Origin of the sequence: Phenylobacterium sp. (assembly GCF_025934275.1) — a bacterium.
In the GTDB taxonomy this organism is placed as follows: Bacteria; Pseudomonadota; Alphaproteobacteria; order Caulobacterales; family Caulobacteraceae; genus Phenylobacterium.
Genome location: NZ_JAICYI010000044.1, coordinates 14237 through 30664, shown reverse-complemented (window position 1 = coordinate 30664; position 16428 = coordinate 14237). Strand labels below are relative to the sequence as shown.

Annotated in this window: 18 protein-coding genes; 10 read left to right on the top strand and 8 right to left on the bottom strand. The window is 69.2% G+C overall.

What is annotated here, in order from left to right; translation table 11 throughout:
• On the bottom strand, positions 1-653 hold a 653-nt coding region (gene recA, locus Q0W60_RS12115), incomplete at its 3' end, for a recombinase RecA (protein ID WP_297695915.1).
• Positions 654-837: 184 nt separating this feature from the next.
• On the opposite strand from recA, the gene Q0W60_RS12110 reads away from it, so the two are divergent.
• Both Q0W60_RS12110 and Q0W60_RS12105 read left to right on the top strand, forming a co-directional pair.
• Positions 838-1806, top strand: a complete 969-nt coding sequence (locus Q0W60_RS12110; RefSeq protein WP_297695913.1) for an IS1595 family transposase — start codon at positions 838-840, stop codon at positions 1804-1806.
• Between the two features lie 49 nt (positions 1807-1855).
• Positions 1856-2017, top strand: a complete 162-nt coding sequence (locus tag Q0W60_RS12105) for a hypothetical protein (protein WP_297695911.1) — start codon at positions 1856-1858, stop codon at positions 2015-2017.
• Here Q0W60_RS12105 and Q0W60_RS12100 read toward each other — a convergent pair.
• A complete protein-coding gene (locus Q0W60_RS12100) occupies positions 1996-2775 on the bottom strand; it encodes a hypothetical protein (protein ID WP_297695909.1) in 780 nt (259 codons plus the stop codon). The two genes, Q0W60_RS12105 and Q0W60_RS12100, sit on opposite strands and share 22 nt — an antisense overlap.
• A gap of 317 nt (positions 2776-3092) precedes the next feature.
• Between Q0W60_RS12100 and Q0W60_RS12095 the strand changes: the two genes are divergently transcribed.
• On the top strand, positions 3093-4034 hold the full coding sequence (locus Q0W60_RS12095) for a sensor histidine kinase (RefSeq protein ID WP_297695907.1): 942 nt from the start codon (positions 3093-3095) through the stop codon (positions 4032-4034).
• On the top strand, positions 4031-4384 hold the full coding sequence (locus tag Q0W60_RS12090) for a CHY zinc finger protein (protein WP_297695905.1): 354 nt from the start codon (positions 4031-4033) through the stop codon (positions 4382-4384). The genes Q0W60_RS12095 and Q0W60_RS12090 overlap by 4 nt, the downstream gene beginning before the upstream one ends.
• 18 nt (positions 4385-4402) lie before the next feature.
• On the opposite strand, the gene Q0W60_RS12085 is transcribed toward Q0W60_RS12090, so the two are convergent.
• Positions 4403-5371, bottom strand: coding sequence for an alpha/beta hydrolase (locus Q0W60_RS12085; RefSeq protein ID WP_297695903.1), 969 nt, complete (start codon positions 5369-5371; stop codon positions 4403-4405).
• A gap of 3 nt (positions 5372-5374) precedes the next feature.
• Positions 5375-6151 (bottom strand): hypothetical protein, encoded by a 777-nt coding sequence (locus tag Q0W60_RS12080; protein ID WP_297695902.1) that lies wholly within the window; start codon positions 6149-6151, stop codon positions 5375-5377.
• 203 nt (positions 6152-6354) lie between these two features.
• Here Q0W60_RS12080 and Q0W60_RS12075 point away from each other — a divergent pair, with 203 nt between their 5' ends.
• On the top strand, positions 6355-9282 hold the full coding sequence (locus Q0W60_RS12075; protein ID WP_297695900.1) for an FAD-binding and (Fe-S)-binding domain-containing protein: 2928 nt from the start codon (positions 6355-6357) through the stop codon (positions 9280-9282).
• Between the two features lies 1 nt (position 9283).
• On the opposite strand, the gene Q0W60_RS12070 is transcribed toward Q0W60_RS12075, so the two are convergent.
• Complete coding sequence (locus Q0W60_RS12070; protein ID WP_297695898.1) at positions 9284-10267, bottom strand: LysR family transcriptional regulator; 984 nt, start codon at positions 10265-10267, stop codon at positions 9284-9286.
• 100 nt (positions 10268-10367) lie between these two features.
• Between Q0W60_RS12070 and Q0W60_RS12065 the strand changes: the two genes are divergently transcribed.
• From Q0W60_RS12065 to Q0W60_RS12050, 4 genes are read left to right on the top strand one after another with little or no spacing between them, the layout of a single operon-like run.
• Positions 10368-10940 (top strand): hypothetical protein, encoded by a 573-nt coding sequence (locus Q0W60_RS12065; RefSeq protein WP_297695896.1) that lies wholly within the window; start codon positions 10368-10370, stop codon positions 10938-10940.
• Positions 10940-11536 carry a hypothetical protein gene (locus Q0W60_RS12060; protein WP_297695894.1) on the top strand — a complete coding sequence of 199 codons (597 nt, stop codon included), beginning with the start codon at positions 10940-10942 and terminating at the stop codon, positions 11534-11536. Before Q0W60_RS12065 ends, Q0W60_RS12060 begins: the two co-directional genes overlap by 1 nt.
• Positions 11533-12069, top strand: coding sequence for a hypothetical protein (locus Q0W60_RS12055; protein WP_297695892.1), 537 nt, complete (start codon positions 11533-11535; stop codon positions 12067-12069). Before Q0W60_RS12060 ends, Q0W60_RS12055 begins: the two co-directional genes overlap by 4 nt.
• Positions 12066-12359 carry a hypothetical protein gene (locus Q0W60_RS12050; protein WP_297695890.1) on the top strand — a complete coding sequence of 98 codons (294 nt, stop codon included), beginning with the start codon at positions 12066-12068 and terminating at the stop codon, positions 12357-12359. The genes Q0W60_RS12055 and Q0W60_RS12050 overlap by 4 nt, the downstream gene beginning before the upstream one ends.
• A 6-nt stretch (positions 12360-12365) precedes the next feature.
• Here Q0W60_RS12050 and Q0W60_RS12045 read toward each other — a convergent pair whose 3' ends face one another.
• Positions 12366-13436, bottom strand: coding sequence for a nitronate monooxygenase (locus tag Q0W60_RS12045; protein WP_297695888.1), 1071 nt, complete (start codon positions 13434-13436; stop codon positions 12366-12368).
• Positions 13437-13644: 208 nt separating this feature from the next.
• On the opposite strand from Q0W60_RS12045, the gene Q0W60_RS12040 reads away from it, so the two are divergent.
• Complete coding sequence (locus Q0W60_RS12040; protein WP_297695886.1) at positions 13645-14820, top strand: MFS transporter; 1176 nt, start codon at positions 13645-13647, stop codon at positions 14818-14820.
• On the opposite strand, the gene Q0W60_RS12035 is transcribed toward Q0W60_RS12040, so the two are convergent.
• Positions 14817-15647, bottom strand: coding sequence for an enoyl-CoA hydratase/isomerase family protein (locus Q0W60_RS12035; RefSeq protein WP_297695884.1), 831 nt, complete (start codon positions 15645-15647; stop codon positions 14817-14819). The two genes, Q0W60_RS12040 and Q0W60_RS12035, sit on opposite strands and share 4 nt — an antisense overlap.
• 76 nt (positions 15648-15723) lie before the next feature.
• Entirely contained in the window at positions 15724-16395 is a 672-nt protein-coding gene (locus Q0W60_RS12030; RefSeq protein ID WP_297695882.1) for a hypothetical protein, read from the bottom strand.
• Positions 16396-16428 lie beyond the last annotated feature (33 nt).

The window sequence follows — 16428 nt, the reverse complement described above, 5'->3', positions numbered from 1 at the left end:
TCGGGCGAGCCGTACATCACGCCGATCTTCATGCGGATCTGGTTGATGAAGATCACCATGGTGTTGGACTTGTTGATCGAGGCGGTCAGCTTGCGCAGCGCCTGGCTCATCAGGCGCGCCTGCAGGCCGGGCAGGCTGTCGCCCATCTCGCCTTCGATCTCGGCCCGGGGCGTCAGCGCCGCCACGCTGTCGATGACGATGATGTCCACCGCCCCGGAGCGCACCAGGGTGTCGGTGATCTCCAGCGCCTGTTCGCCGGTGTCCGGCTGCGAGACCAGGAGATCGTCCAGGTTGACGCCCAGCTTGTGGGCGTAGCTGGGGTCGAGCGCATGCTCTGCGTCGACGAAGGCGGCGGTGCCGCCCTGCTTCTGCACCTCGGCCACCACGTGCAGGGCGAGCGTCGTCTTGCCCGATGACTCCGGCCCGTAGATCTCGACGATCCGGCCCTTCGGCAGGCCGCCGATGCCGAGCGCCAGATCCAGGCCGAGCGAGCCGGTGGAGATGGACTCGATCTCCACGATCTTGCCCTTCTCGCCCAGCTTCATCACCGAGCCCTTGCCGAAGGCTCGATCGATCTGCGCGAGCGCCGCTTCCAGCGCGCGCTGCTTATCCCCGTCGTCGCGTCCCACGAGCCTCAACGCCGATTGTGACATCCCTCAAACCCCTTATCGCAGATTCCCGCCAACCCAGCTCCCGAGATGGAAACTCCCGTTCGGCCGAGGACTCATGCGTACCGCGTTTGTTCTAGGTTCGCAAGATGTTCCGATTTGCGGGCGATATTCCCGTTTGCAAACCCGATTTCTGTGGTAAACCTAATTCCGATAAGGAGTTAGGCCGATGGCGAGCGCGCTTTCCGCCCCGCACTTCCACAACGAGGCCGCAGCTTTTCGCTACGTCGAGGCCCGAATTTGGCCGGATGGCCCAGTTTGCCCGCACTGCGGATGCACCGGCCGCATCTCTGCGATCAAGCCGAACCCCGCCAAGCGCGTGCGCCTCGGGCTGAAGAAGTGCGGCGATTGCAAGAAGCAATTCACCGTCAAGGTCGGCACCGTGTTCGAACAGAGCCACGTGCCGCTGAACGTCTGGCTTCAGACCATCGCGCTGATCTGTTCGTCCAAGAAGGGCTTCAGCTCCAACCAGCTCGCCCGCGTCCTGGGCGTCACCCTGAAAACCGCCTGGTTCATGGGCCATCGCATCCGCGAGGCGCTTGCGGTCGATGATGACGACGGCGGCCTGCTGGGCGGCGGCGGCAGCGTCATCGAAGCCGACGAAACCTTCCTCGGCCATGAGGCCAAGTCGTTCGTCAGCGGCAAGGGCTGGCGCGGCGGCTCGGGCCAGAAGAAAATCCTCGCCGTCGTCGAGCGTAAGGGCCGGGTCCGCTCGGTGAAGATCGACAGCCTTCACAAGCCCGAGATCGTGCGCGCCCTCGAAATCGGCGCCCGCGACTCGATCCTCTCGACCGACGAAGCCCAGCACTATCGCCGTCTCGGCAAGGAGTTCATCGGCCACATGACCGTCGAGCACTCGGCCGACGAATACGTTCGCGGCGAGGCCCATACCAACACCGTCGAAGGCGTGTTCTCGATCTTCAAGCGCGGGATGCGGGGCATCTACCAGCACTGTTCCGAGAAGCACCTTCACCGCTACTTGGCCGAGTTCGACTTCCGCTACTCGAACCGGGCGAAGCTCGGGATTGACGACGCCGCCCGCGCCGAACTGGCGCTGAAGGGTATCGTCGGCAAGCGCCTGACCTATCGAACGACTAGTGCAAGCCGGGCGGACGCCGAAGGCCGCATCGTCTGGTAAGCACCGGCGCCGCTGGCGCACCAAGCCGCATCGGCGTAAACGTCGGCGTGTGAACAAGCCAAAGCCCAAGCCCGACAATCCGGAGCAATCGAAGCGTTTCATCGACGCCGCCAAGGAGGCTGGCGTCGATGAGCGCGGCAAGAATTTCGAGCGGGCATTCAAGAAGATCGTTCCTTCCAATCGCCGCAGTCAGACCAAGCCTGCTAGCTGAGTCATAAACGTCCTCACAGCTTGTAGAACGGCGCGCGCTTCTTCTTCGGTGTAGGTTTGCTTCGGATGCATGGTGTTGTTCCGCCATGCTTGTTTGACGTGGTAGAGGTTGGCGTGGGCCTCTGACCACGTGTTGCGCAGCTCACCCTTCGGCATGACCGCAATTGCATTGTGAATATCGCTGAGCAGCTTCCCCCACTCGCGATCAGGATTTTCTATACCTAGCTTTCCGCAAAGGCGCTGAACCGCAGCCTCCATCGCGCGCATCAAGTGAAAGACGCTGGCTGTGTGCCTGCCGAGGGCGAGGCTCTTGCCGGCCTCGCTTATGTCTTCGATGGCGTCAGGAAATGCATCGGCTACATCATCGCCAAACAACGGCTTTTCCTGAAGATATAGAGCAGCGTCGGCCGTTGAGATGAATAGGATTTTTTGTTCGGAAAATTCATCCTGAATCCGCCTCACCAAATCAAGTATCAGGGCGCGCAACTCCGCTGTGCTTTTCCCCCCTCCTTCAATGAATTGTTCGATGTGGCCAAGCTGAGCAGTTACGGACTTGAGCTGCAGTTGGTCGGCCTCGTATTTCAGCGCCCCAAGCGCCTGCCCGATGTGGCCAGCTGCATTGTCTCCAATCGAGGTCTCAAGGCGGATCACCGCTTGCCCAAGAACGTTGGCCGACCACCACCAAGTCGAAGCAGATGACTCAATCATTTCCCAAAGGCTCGCGATTGAGCCCGCGCGGAATGCGACAGGCCCGCTCATCGTATTGCGAGTCCCGACCGGGTTTGCAAAAGGGAATATCGCCGATTTGCGGGGTCTGCGAACAGCTGCGGGCCGCCGAAGTCGCAAGGAGAGCTAAAGCCGGCCCGCGACTGTTTCGGACGTAGGACGGTCGGGCCATGGCGGCCGGCGGCGCAACGCCAGCCTGACACGCGCTCGCCATAACGGCGCCATGCTCGGCGCGCACTCGAACATGACGCGTGAGCGACGTCGGCGGGACAGGACGGGTGTCTGGACAAACAGCAGATCGGCGCGGCCCGCCGCGGCAGTTGAGCGTCGGTCCGGCGCTGGCGCTGGGCGTGCTGACGGCCGCCGCCTCGATATTGCTTCGCTGGGCGCTGACGCCGCTGATGGGTGGCGAGGAGCGGTTCGTGGCCTTCTTCCCTGCGCTGATGCTGGCCACCTTTTATGGCGGCCTGACCGGCGGCCTGAGCTGCCTGATCGTCGCGCTGCTCGTCGGCTGGTATGTGTTCCTTGGCGAGCCGATGTCCTTCGTGCTGGCGCCGCACGAGGCCGATGGGCTGATCGCGCTGCTCGTCGACGGCGGCGCGATCGTCGCGGGCGTGGTGGCGGTCCGGCGACTGATCGCCAACCTCGAGGCGTCGCGCGAGACCGAGCGGGTGCTGGCCCGCGAGCTGCAGCACCGCGTCAAGAACAACCTGGCGGTGGTGGAATCGCTTGCCGCCGAATCCGCCCGCGGGACCAACGATGTCGCGAGCTTCCTCGACCGCTTCCTCGGGCGCATGAGGTCGCTGTCGGCCGCCCAGCGCCTGCTCAGCCGCGAGGCCAACCTGCAGGCTCGGATGGAAGATGTGGTGCAGGCCGTGCTCGCCCCGTTCATGGCGCGCGACCGGATCGCCTGGTCAGGCGCTCCGATGGAGCTGGAGCCGTCCCAGGCGATGATGCTGGCCCTCTGCCTTCATGAACTGGCGACGAACTCGCTGAAACACGGCGCGCTATCGTGCGAAAGCGGCGCGGTGGACATTGCCTGGTCCCGATCGGGCCGCACGGCCGAGATCTGCTGGACCGAGCGCGGCGGGCCTGAAGCGGCCGAGCCGGCGCAGACGGGCTCGGGACTGAAACTGCTGCGTCGCGGGATCGAACCCGGCCGATCCGCCACGCTCGTCTTCACGCCCTCAGGGCTTACCTGGTCGGCCGTCTTTCAGGCCAAGGGCGTTGAGGTCGCCGAGCCCTCCCGCTCTGCGGCCGGTGCGAGTCTGCAGCGGTTGCGCCCGTCATGACTGTCGCCCCCGATGGCGGTGACGCGCCGGTGGGGCCGCCCGTCCACGGCCTCGATGTCGATCCGAGCACGCGCTGCGCCCATTGGCATAGCGCGCTCGACATCATCGCCATCAAGATGCGCTGCTGCGGGGCCTATTACGGCTGCCGTGAATGCCACGACGCCCTGGCCGACCATCCGGCCCAGGTCTGGGCCGCCGACGAGCGGGATACGTCCGCCGTGCTCTGCGGCGCCTGCGGCTACGAGTTGACGGTGAGCGAATACCTAGCCTGCGAGAGCCGCTGCCCGCTCTGCGCGGCGCCGTTCAATCCGGGCTGCCACAAGCACCGCCATCTCTACTTCGCGGCCTAGCTGTCGCGTTCAAGCGCTCTAGGGGATCGGCTGCCGCGGGATCGGGGCTGCGGCCCCGTCCAGCACCGCCTGGGCGGTCTCGGCGACCCTCAGGCGCTTGTCGGACCAGCCGTTGACGTAGCGGGCCGGAACGTCCGGCGCGAGCGGACGCGGCAGGTAGTCGGAGTGCTTGTGATCGCCTTGCGGGTACCAGCTGGTCTTGGCGCGGGCCGCGGCGGCCAGGGAAAGCTGCGGCCCATCGAGCCCGAGCGCCACGTCCCGGCCGGGATCGTTCCACCAGAGCGCCTCCTCCGCCGCATTGCCCCACGGAAAGGCGCCTGAGAGCACCTCGTCGGCGGTGGAGCTGACCACCGCGATGCGTCGGAGGACGGCGACCGCCGGGGCGAAGTAGGCGAGATCGAGCGCCTGGTCGGTCACCGCGGCGGCGGTGAAAACGGCGGTGTCGAACACCGGCAGGCTGTAGCGCTCCTGGGCCGAGAGGGCCTGCAGCACGGTCTCCAGCGCGACGCGCGCGCCCATGCTGTGGGTCACGAACGACACCCGCCGCATCTGGCTCGCGGCGCTCCAGATGAAGTCGGCGAAGTGCCGCGCGGTGGCGCGGATGTCGCCGAGCAGGAACGGGTAGTTGATCGGCAGGTACCAGTCGCCGGCCCAGAGCACCGGGACGACGACGTCGACGCCGAGGGTGCGAAGATCGATCGGCGGATGGGCGAGCGTGAGCGCGCCGCCGCCCGCCATCTCCTGCGCCATCGCGCCCAGGCCCGTGTAGCCGCCATCGCGGTCGACGTTGAAGCCGTGGATCAGGAAGCAGACGTGCTTGCCCTGCAACGCCCGTTGCACTTCCAGCCAGCCCGCCAGCCGCAGCGCCCGCCCCGGCGCGGGACTCCACGGAAAGGCTGGGACGATGGCATCGAGCGCGTAGGCGGCCGCGGCGGTGACCGCGCTGCAGCGCGGCGTCGACATGTCCCGGAAGCTCAGGATCAGCATGGCTCAGCCCAGCCGGGTCGGGATGGACTTGAAGGCGGTCAGCGCATCCTGCAGCTTGGTCGAGACGTCCTTGGCGACGGGCGCCAGCGGGACGGCGACCAGGCCGATCACCACCGCCAGGGCCCAGGGCAGTCGACCTTGCATCCGCCCGACCCCCAATCCGTAGTTCAGCACCAGCGCCAGGACGATCGCCGCGAGGCCCGACCACATCTTCGCCTGCGCCTCGTAGCGCGCCTCGGCGAGATCGAAGGCCGCGTTGACGCGCGCGTCGAGAGCGGTGGCGAAACGTCCGGCGAGCGCCTGCATGGGATCGATCGGACCGGCGGGGTCGTGCGGCGAGGCGGAGGGCGTCTCACCGGCCTGAAGCGCCTGGGCGAGCGCCTGGGAATGTTCCGGCTTCATGTCCCAGACGCTGCCGATCACCTCGGCGGCCTTGCCGATGTCAAGGAACGGCAAGGCCAGCCGGACGCCCTGGCGGATGGTGTCGGGCGCGGCGCCCTTTGAGCGATCCGAGCGGTACTGCTGGGCGATCAGGTCGAGGTAGTGGGGGCCGTAGGCCAGCCGCAGGGCCGGTTCCAGCGGCTGGATCGCCAGCTTCACCGCCTGCAGTCCGGCGTAGGGCAGACCGAAGTGGGCGCCGCCGTCGCGCGAGCGGTAGGCGAACGCCTTGCCGAGCGCCTCCGTCAAACCGAAGGCGGCCACGCCCAGCGCGCCGACCGCCGCGACCCCGGCCGCCAGCTGATCCCATCCAAGGCTGAACGTATCAGCTGCTGTCGGCATGCGCGTCTCCCCGAGCTCTGGCTCCCGCCGATCCCTGGAGCGTTCGCCCGATCGCGCGGAAGTTACGCCAAATAGTTCGCGCCACTCTGAGTTAAGCGCAAGCCGGACGACACTCGTTCGACGAACGACGGTCTCGAAATTCCGGGGATCGCTCGCGGCGCCTGGGCGGTTACGGAAATATCAGCTCCAGGAACGCGTTTCGCATGGACGACGCCGGGCCGCCCGCATCCCACACCGTCATCGACGGCCGCACACGGCTGCCCGGTATTCCGGCGAGCCGGCGCGACGCGCTCGGCCGCGCGCTCCGCCGGGTGGTCGCCGGCGAGGTCCGCTTCGGCGATGGCGACCGGGCGCTCTATTCCACGGACGCGTCCAACTACCGGCAGGCGCCCCTGGGCGTCGTGCTGCCGCGTTCGGCCGAGGATGCGATCGCAGCGCTCCAGGTCTGTGCGGAATTCGGCGCGCCGGTCACCCCGCGCGGCGGCGGCACGAGCCTGGCGGGCCAGACCTGCAACGAGGCGGTGATCTTCGATTTCTCGAAGTACATGCATGCCGTGGTTTCGGTCGAGGCCGACCGGAAGCTGGCGTCCGTCGAGCCCGGCTGCATCCTCGACCACCTGCGCGACGAGGCCGAGCGGCATCACCTGACCTTCGGGCCCGACCCGGCGACCCACAGCCGCAACACCCTGGGCGGCATGATCGGCAACGACAGCTGCGGCGCCCACTCGCTGATGGCCGGCCGCACGGCGGACAATGTCGAGAGCCTCGACGTCGTCACCTACGACGGCTTGCGCATGACCGTGGGGCGGACCTCGCCGCAGGCCTACAGCCGCATCCTGGCCGAGGGCGGACGCAAGGCGGAGATCTACCGGAGCCTGCGCGAGCTTTGGGACCGCTATGGGCGCCAATTCGACGACGTCTATCCGCAGATCCCCCGCCGGGTCTCCGGCTACGAGAACCTCGACCAGCTCGCCTGGGACAAGGGCTTCAACGTCGCCCGCACGCTGGTCGGCACCGAGGCGGGATGCGTCATGGTGCTGGGCGCGAGCCTCAACCTCGTCGAGAGCCCGCCGGAACGCAGGCTGGTGGTCGTGGCCTTCCCGGACATCTACCAGGCGGCCGACGCGGTCTGCGACATCCTGGGCCACGCGCCGATCGGCCTGGAGGCCATGGACGGCGAGGTCGCCGAGTTCCTCAGGCGCAAGCACGAGGACGCCAAGGAGCTGAAAGCGCTGCCGCCGGGCGACGGCTGGCTGTTCGTGGAGTTCGGCGGCGCGACGCACGCGGACGTGGATGCGAAGGCGCAGGCGTTCGCCAAGGCGTTCGGGGCCCCGCAACGCCCGGCCGCGGTGGTGAAGGACGCCGCGACCCAGGCGAGCCTCTGGAAGGTGCGCGAGGACGCGCTCGCCGCCTCGACCCACGTGCCGGGCGTCGGCGACACCTACCCCGGCTGGGAGGACAGCGCCGTCCGTCGTGAGGACCTCGGCCGCTATCTGCGCGAGCTGAGGAAACTGCTGGACGCCTTCGGCTACCAGGCCGCCTTCTACGGCCACTTCGGCGATGGGCTGGTGCACTGCCGGATCAACTTCGATCTGACGCGCCGCGAGGGCGTCGAGCAGTGGCGGCTGTTCCTGGACAAGGCGGCCGACCTCGTGGTGCGCTACGGAGGCTCGCTCTCCGGCGAACACGGCGACGGCCAGGCGCGCGGCGCGCTGCTGGAGAAGATGTACGGCCCCGAGCTGATCGCCGCGCAGCGCGCCTTCAAGGCGATCTGGGACCCCAAGGGGCGGATGAACCCCGGCAAGGTGATCGATCCCTATCCGATCACCTCCAACCTGCGGATCGGGCCGGACGTCCGCCCGCCGCCGATGCCCGGCCGCTTCGCCTATGCCGAGGACGGCGGCGACTTCGCCAAGGCCATGACGCGCTGCGTGGGTGTGGGCGCCTGCCGCGCGCCCGGCAGCGAAGACAAGGTGATGTGCCCGAGCTTCATGGCCACGCGCGAAGAGACGCACTCGACCCGCGGCCGCGCCCGCCTGCTGTTCGAGATGGTGCACGGCGGGCTGATCGACGACGGCTGGAAGAGCCGCGCGGTGGAGGCGGCGCTCGACCTCTGCCTGGGCTGCAAGGGCTGCAAGTCGGACTGCCCGGTGCACGTGGACATGGCGACCTACAAGGCCGAGTTCCGGGCGCACCACTACGCCGGCCGGCTGCGGCCGCGGGCGGCCTACGCCATGGGCCAGATCCGCCGCTGGGCCGAGCTCGCGCAGCACGCGCCGTGGCTGGCCAACCTGGCCTTGAGCGCACCCGGCCTCTCAGGCTTCGCCAAGGCCGCGGCGGGGATCGCGCAGCCCCGGCGGATGCCGCCGTTCGCCCGCCAGACCTTCCGCGCCTGGTGGCTGGCGCGAGGCGGGACGCGAGGCCAGGGCTCGCGGGTGCTGCTGTTCCCCGACACCTTCAACGACTTCTTCCGGCCCGCCACGGCGATCGCCGCCGTCGAGGTGCTGGAGGGGCTCGGCTATCAGGTGGAGGTCCCCGCGGCCTCGCTCTGCTGCGGTCGGCCGCTCTACGACTGGGGCTGGGTCGACCAGGCGCGGGGCCTCTGGATGCGGACGCTGGACGCCCTCGCCGAGCCGATCTCAGCGGGAATCCCCATCGTCGGCCTTGAGCCCGCCTGCGTCAGCGCCTTCCGCGACGAGCTGCCGGGCCTGTTCCCGGCCGACGAGCGCGCCACCCGGCTGAGCGGCCAGACGCTGTTCCTCACCGAGTTCCTCGACCGCGAAGGCGCGCATTTGAAGCTCGACCGCGCGGTGAAGGCGAAGGTGCAGGTCCACTGCCATCAGCACGCCGTGCTCGACTCGGCCGCCGAGATTCGGGTGCTGCAGGCGGCGGGTGTGGAGGCGGAGGCCATGCCGTCCGGCTGCTGCGGCATGGCCGGGGCCTTCGGCTTCGAGGCGGCCAAATACGAGGTCTCGATGCGCGCCGCTGAGCGGGTGTTGCTGCCGCAGGTCCGCGCCGCCCCGGAGGCGACGGTGATCCTCGCCAACGGCTTCAGCTGCCGCGAACAGATCGAGCAGGGCGCCGGCCGCAAGACCCTGCACGTCGCCGAACTGCTGACGCGGGCGGTCTGAGCTAGGCCGGCGTCAGCGCCCGGGCGGGCGTCGTGGCGGGCAGATCAAAGTCGCGCGGATGCACGAACTCGGCGCGGTACCAGGGCCGTGTCCTGCCGTCGAAGATCGCCTTCAGCCAGTCCGCGACGGCCCGCACCCTGGCCGAGCGCGTCGCATCGCGGTGGTGCACCATCCAGAGCTTCACTGGGGCGACGGGCGGCACGCGTTCCAGCATCACCAGATCCGGTTCGATCGACAGGATAGCGGTCGGCAGTGAGGCAAGCCCGATGCCGTTCTTCACCGCCTGGATGACGACCGCGCTGGAGTTCGTCTGGACGTGCTTGTGCGCCAGGACCTGCAGCGCCTTCTGCTGCTCGGTCCAGACCTCTCGCTGGTGAGTCTGCGCGACGTGGTGGATGCACGGGTGTTTCAGGGCGTCGTTCGGGCTGCCTGGCTCGCCGTAGAGATTGATGTATTCGCGGGAGGCGAAGGCTGCGTAGTGCATGTACGCGATGGGCCGCGCGACCACGTCGCCTGCCGTGGGCTCGGTGTAGCTCAGCGTGAGCTCGGCTTCGCCATCGAGCGGGCGGTCGGGCCAGAGGCCGCAGTCGATCGAAAGGTCGAGCCCCGGATGGGCGCGCAGGAACTCCGACATGAAGGGGGTGATGAAGTAGCTCGCGACTCCGTCGGGGACCGCAAGCTTCACCTTGCCTTCCGGCAGCGATTCGAGGTCGCCGATCTCCATCTCGAGGGTGGCGGCGGTGCGCTCCATCGTGAGCACCCGCTGGTACGCGATGTCGCCGGCCTCGGTCAGGGTCACGCCCCGCGGCGAGCGCACGAACAGCACGACGTTGAGCTGGTGCTCCAGCTCCTCGATGGTGCGGGTGACGGTTGAAGGGCTGAGGTTCAGAGCGCGCGCGGCCGCATTGATGCCCCTCGCCTCCGCCACGGCGAAGAACACCCGCAGGGCGGACCAATCGGCCCGGCGTCGCGCGATGTCGGCCATCCGGCCTCCCGTCAAATCTGACGGCCCCCATTGCGATAATTTCGGGCGCCGTTTCCCCACTATGGTCGGTACGCACCTCGTTCGGAACAAGGGTGCGTCCATGCAACTCAATCAGAACCTAACCGGCCGCGAGCTTTCGCGCCATATGCGGCCGATTTTCCAGAAATACGGCGTCCTGCCGCCCTGCGGCGCGGACATGGCCGAGGCCCGCAATCTGGCGGCCGAACTGATCGGCGGAGAACTGGTCGCCACCGAAACGCTTCAGCGTGTGCAGGCTTACACCGACTGCGCCGTCGCGGTGGCGCACGAGGAGGGCCAGGTCACCGGCGTGCTCGCCTGGGTCCACCTCAATGCTGCGGGCGTGGATGCGGTGATGAGCGGCGCCTTCGACGTCTTCAATCCGGCGGAGGCGCACATGGCGGCGCCGGACGAGATCGTATGCGGCACCTATGGCTGGGGGATCGCGGCCTCGACCAAGCCGACGGCGAAGCGGCTGGGGGCCGTCTCCGAGGAGGGTGCGCCCTTGTACGAGCACGTTGCGCGATTCGCGCGCATTGCCACCGAGGCCGGACGGCGGTTCATGTGCGATCGGCTGGGATATCGCGAGCTGCCCGGGTCCGACCTCGTGTGGCTTCCCGCCACGGCGCCGATCCGCACGGCGGAGGCGGCGTGATGAGCGTCTCATCGATCCCGCGCCGCCTGTTCAAGGACGCCGACTACAAGGTCGAGGTCGCCCGCACGCTCGACACGCTCATGAAGGTCCAGGCGGTCCGCACACTGGTCTACATGGGCGACCAGGACTGTCCTTTCGAGGAGGAGTTCGACGGCAACGACTTCTGCGGCGCGACGCACCTGCTGCTGAGTTGGCGCGGCGAGCCGGTGGGCTGCGTGCGCATGCGCTGGTTCGGCGAATTCGCCAAGTTCGAGCGGCTCGCCCTGCGCAAGGAGCACCGCGGCGGCCCCGGGCTCCTGCTTTTGTGCAATGCCGCGTTCGATCTGGCGGCGCGCAAGGGCTACCGCAAGCTGATGGGCCACGCCCAGGTGCGCGGCGAGGCCTTCTGGAAGCGTTACTTCGGCGGCCGGGTTCGGCCCGGGCGGCCGCGCTTCCACTTCTCCGAGTTCGCCTACGTGGAGATCGAGTTCGACCTGAAGCTGCACGCCAAGGCGGTCGGCTTGGCGAGCCCGGCGATGGTGCTCTTGCGCCCGGAAGGCGCCTGGGACGAGCCCGGCGTGCTCGAGGCGCGCGCCTCGGAGGAGCTGGCGGCATGAGCCTCGACAACCTCCGACGGCGTGCGGCCCCCGCGCGCGTCCTGGTCTGCGTCGACCTGCGCGAGCGCACCGGCGCGTCATCACCGGGCGCCGCGGCGTCGCGCTGGCGCGACCGCGCGCGCAGCCTCCTGCATCACGCTCGCCGCGCCGGCTGGCCGATCGCCCACCTGCTCGTCGCCTATCCGCTGGCGGAGGCGAGCCGCTGGCGCGCGATCCAGGGCCTGAGTCCCGCGCCCACCGAGCCGGTGTTCTATATCGATCCCGAGGGCGGCTCTCCGAGCCACGCCTTCCTGCGGTTCGCCAACCACTTCGCCGCGGCGGAGCTGCTGTTCATGGGCAGCACCTCGGGCGGGCGGCGGCTGGATCGGCTCGTCGCCGGCTTCAAGGACCGCGAACTGGCGGCGGCGGTCGACGCCATGTCCGCCCCACCGGGCGCACCCGGCGTCCGACTGACGGTCGTGAGCGGCGTGATCGGCGCCGCGCCGGACCTGCGGCTGATCGCGGGCGGTCTGCGCGAGGAGGTCAAGCCATGAGCCGCCGTCTGGGAAGCCGAGCGGCGAGGGCCGCCGGGGTCGCGCCGGAAGCCCGCACCGTCGTCGCGGGGCCGGCGCTCTGCGAAGCCGCGGTGCAGGAGCTGGTCGACCTGGTGCTCGAGTGCGGCGGGATGAACGAACAGGAAGCGTTGCTGCTGCTCGCCATCGTGAGCCGCCTGGAGCGCGTTCAGCGGACGGAGGGCGCGCGCGCCGCCTGGGCCGCCGCCCGCGAGATCCGGCAGATCTGGATGGAGGGCGACGAGGACGAGGCGCCCGCCGCGCTCAACTAGCCTCGCCTATCCGGCGAGCAGCGCCTGCGCCTCGGCCCAGATCCGGCTCACCACGTCACCCGCAGGCTCGGCGCGGGCCAGGCGCGACGCCTGCCCCGCCCAAGCCTGCATGCGGTCCAGATCGCCCGCCTTGGCGGCGTCGGCGCGCATCGCCGCTGTGAGGCCGCGCTGCACCGGATAGGGGGCGGGGTCCGGCGCATCGGGCGCAGACGCTGCGCGGGCGTAGGCGTTGGCGAGCGCCCGGCCCGGCCGGCCCGAGAAGGCGCGGGTGACGATCGTGTCCTCCGGCTGAGCGCTGGCGAGGCCCTCGGCCCAGGCCGGATTGAGGCCGGCCTCCGAGCAGCGCAGGAAGCCGCTTCCCACCTGCACGGCGCTGGCGCCGAGCGCAAAGGCGGCCGCCGCCGTACGTCCGTCCGCGACGCCGCCCGTGGCGACCACCGGAACCGAGACTGCATCCACGATCGCCGGCAGCAGCGCGAACAGGCCCACCAGCGCCGTCTGGCCGCGGTCGGCCTCGAAGGCGCCCCGGTGCCCGCCCGCTTCGCCGCCCTGCGCCACGATCACGTCCGCGCCGGCCGCCTCGGCCGACCTCGCCTCGGCGACGGTGGTGGCGGTGGCGAACCAGACGATCCCGCGCGCCTTCATGCGCTGCACGAACTCCGGCGGATAAAGTCCCATGATGGAAGAGATGATTGGCGGACTTGCCTCAAGCATCGCGGCGCACTGCGCATCGAAGTCGAGGGTGGCGGCGGCGCCCGCCTCCGCTGGAACCTCCGGCCCGAAGCCTGCGAGGAAGGCGCGCACGCTCGCCTCGTGATCGGGGTCACGGATCGGCGGCGGGTCGGGGATCCAGTTGTTGAGCTGGAACGCGCCGTTGCTCGCGCCGCGCATCGCGGCGGCCCAGCCGGCGATCTCCGCGGGCTTCAGCGTCAGGCAGCCGCACGCGCCAAGCCCGCCGGCGTTGGCCACAGCGGCGGAAAGCTCCGGCGGGCTAGCGCCGGCCATCGGCGCGAGCAGGATCGGGACCCGCAGGCCGAACCGGCGGCAGAACTCTTGGACGCGATCGCGGTAGGACATGGGCCGCCTCGTACAGAGCCGGACGGCGGAAGTCATCTGCTTGCGCGCCTTGCGTCGGTCGCCGAAGCACGCGCATAGTGCCCTCCGTTCAGAGGAGGCCTGATGGCCACGCCCGGGGAAAAGGTCCGTTAGGACCTACTGTTGAGCTGGCGCCGGGCCCGCGCATGCGCCCGGCTGCGCGTCCCCCAATTCTCCTCTGAGTTCCACCATGGCCTTCTTCCGCAACTCCGCGGTCAACCGAATCAACCTGCACTATGCGATCGAAATGCTCGCGCTCTCGGGCGGCGGGCTTTTCTTCCTCGTCTTCATGGTGAAGTCGGGCGTATCCGTCCCCGCTGCCTTGCTGACTCAGGCTGCGACGTTCGCGGGACGCTTCGCGCTGCGTCCGCTGATGCTGCCGCTGGCGATCCGCTGGGGCCTGAAACCGCTGCTCATCGTGGGGACGCTGGGAGTCGCCGCAATCTTCCCGCTTCTGGCCCAGGTGCGCGGCGTGGGCCCGTGGCTCTGGGCGGTGATCGCGATGACCTCGATCGCCGACATTTTCTATTGGCCGAGCTACCACGCCTACTTCGCCGCCGTTGGCGACGCCGAGCATCGGGGTCATCAGGTGAGCCTGCGGGAGGCGGCGAACGCGGTCATCGGCGTCGTCGCTCCGATCGCCGCCGCCTGGTCGCTGGTGACGGCGGGGCCAAGCTGGACCTTCTGGATCATCGCCCTCATCCAGGCCGCCTCGGTGATCCCGTTGATCGGCGCGCCAAACGTGGCGGTGGCGAAGCAGGCCCCCGGCGCCTTCCGCTACGCGGGGCTCCGAATCGCGCTGTTCCTGGCCGATGGCTGGCTGGGCGCCTCGCTCTACTTCTTCTGGCAGATCGCGCTCTTCCTGGCGGTGGGATCGAGCTTCAAGGCCTACGGCGGGGCGATGGCTCTGGCGGCTCTGCTCGGCGGGGCGTTCAGCCTGCTCATCGGCCGCCACATCGACGCTGGCGGCGGCCGGCGCGCGGTGCTGATCGCTTATGGCCTGGCGGTGGCGCTGCTCATCCTGCGTGCGCTGAGCCTGGGCTCGCCGTGGCTCGCAGTGGCGGCGAACGCGCCCGGGACGCTGGTCGCGGCGCTCTACATCCCCGCGGTGATGGCGGCGGTCTACAACATCGCCAAGGCCTCGCCCTGCCCGTTCCGATTCCACATGATGAGCGAGGGGGCCTGGGACGTAGGCGGCGGCACCGCCTGTGTCGCCGGCGCGGCCGTCGCCGCCTCGGGCCATTCGCTGGCCTGGGCGATGCTCATCGGAATCCTGGGCGCGTCCGTGACCGTCGTCCTACTGCTCCGCCACTATGGCGGCGCGACCGCGAGCGGCGAAGCGGCGGCCGAGGCAGAGCCCGCCTAGCGGCCCTCGAACTTCGCCGGGCGCTTCTCGAGGAACGAGACCATCCCCTCGCGGAAATCCTGGGTGCGGGCGAGTTGCAGGAACTGCAGGTAGACGTGGTGGACGTGATCCGCAAACGTCTCCTCGAGGCCCATGCGCATCAGCCGCTTGGCCGACTGCACCGCCAGCGGCGCGTTGGCCGCGACCTCGGCGGCGACGGCGCGGGCGCGGCTCATCAACTCGGCGTCCGGGACGACCTCGTTGGCGAGGCCGAGCTCCAGACAGTCCTGCGGCGAGAGGTTGCGGCCGGTGAAGATGATCTCCGCGGCCTTCGACCACCCGACCAGGCGCGGCAGCAGCCAGGTGCCGCCGCTCTCGGGAATGACGCCGCGCTTGACAAAGGCCGCCGCCAGCTTGGCGCTCTCGCCCATGATGCGGATGTCGCAGCCGAGCGCGGTGTCCATGCCATAGCCGGCGGCCGCGCCGTTGAGCGCGCAGATCACGGGCTTGTCCATCTGGAACAGCACCGTCGGCGGCGCGTCGCGGAGATCGAGGTTGACCGAGACCGCGGCCGCCTGGCTTTGCGAGCCGATGCCAGAGCCCTGGGTCGCGTCCACTAGGTCGAGGCCGGCGCAGAACGCCCGGCCCGTGGCGGTCAGGATGATGCAGCGCACCTGCCGGTCGGCATTGGCTTCGAGCAGCAGCTCGCTCAGGCGCTTCAGCATCGGGCCGGAGATGGTGTTCATCCGCTCCGGCCGGTTGAGGGTGATGACCGCGATCCCCTCGCCGACCTCGTAGAGGACCTCCGGGGCGGTCTGGGCGCGGGGTTCGGAGAGGGCCTGGCTCATCGCTTCATCCATTTACAATGTCACGATGAGCTAAGCCCCTCGCCCCCGCCGCAGGCAAGCGGTTTGCAGATTCGAGTCAGACGCGCCGGAACAGGCTCAGCATCTTGCTCGATAGCGCCGTACCGCTAAGCGTGATCGCCGCGCCGAGCACCAGCACGCCGACGGTCGTCAGGAGCGCCGGATCGCCGACCTTCACCAGCGACAGGATCCCGAGCGCCACCGCGCCCAGGCCGGCGAGCACCTGGCCGGCGGCCGCGCCATGCACCGCCGCGCTGGCCACCGAGCGCGCCATCCCGCTGACGCCGAACGCCGCGGCCCGGATGTCGTTCAGGCGCTCGAGCGCGCCCGCCGACAGGATCAGGCCCGCGCCGCCGGTGATCACCAGGGCGGGCATCAGCACCGTCGGAACGATGCGGATCAGGGACAGGATGCCGAGCACCACGGCGGCGAGACCCGCCACGAGCTCGACGGTCACGCCGCCGCCGAGCTCCAGTTTCTCGCCCTCGGTGTCTGCGGCCTGCGTCATGAGCGCCGTATGTCGCGCGGTGATCGCCGCGCCTTCGACGATGAAGGCGGCGCCGAAGATGATGCCGCCGATGGCGGTAAGCACCGGGGACATCACCCCGGCTAGGGCCAGGATGCCCAGGATGACGACGGCGACGCCGCCCATGCTCTCGGTGGCGGCCCCGCCGGCCTCCACCGCATAGGTGTTTCGGGGACTGGTTCCCCGGCTAATGATATCGGCCATGGTCATGATCTCCTCAATGACCCAGCCCCGCGA